At 74.6% G+C, this 524-nt stretch carries 1 protein-coding gene; it reads left to right on the plus strand.

Going from position 1 to position 524, the window contains the following annotated elements:
- On the plus strand, nucleotides 1-524 hold a 524-nt coding region (locus tag AC4FQ5_RS20160; protein WP_491146523.1), incomplete at both ends, for a DUF4981 domain-containing protein.

A 524-nucleotide genomic window follows, 5' to 3' on the forward strand; every position in this document is an offset into this window, starting at 1 on the left:
GACTTCGGCGAGACCGGGGTGCACGATGGGCACTTCTGCATGGACGGAATGGTCCTCTCGGACGGGACCCCGACGCCGGGCCTCGTCGAGTTCGCGGCCGTCGCGGCACCCGTCCGCATCGCGGTCGACACCGACGAGCGCGGCGATGCCGCGTCGGTGACCGTGACGAACCGGCGCCACTCGGCCGACGCCTCCGACCTCGTGTTCCTGTGGCGGGTCGAGCGCGACGGTGTCGAGATCGCGTCGGGCGTCGTGGCCGTCCCCGGAGACGGCGGCGGCCCGGTCGAGGCCGGCGCATCCGCGACCGTCGTCGTCCCCCTCGGGGACACGCTTGCGGATCCGGGCGACGGCGAACTGTGGATCACCGTGTCCGCGGTGCTGCGGGACGCAACGGAGTGGGCCGAGGCGGGACACGTCGTCGCCGCCGCGCAAGCTCCCGTTCCGGTCGCGCCGCTCGCTCGCGCGATCCCCGCTCGGCCTCGCGGCGGCACGAACGCGGGAGCTCTCGACCCCGCCGAGCCGTT

The sequence above is a fragment of the Chryseobacterium sp. DT-167 genome (assembly GCF_058310155.1).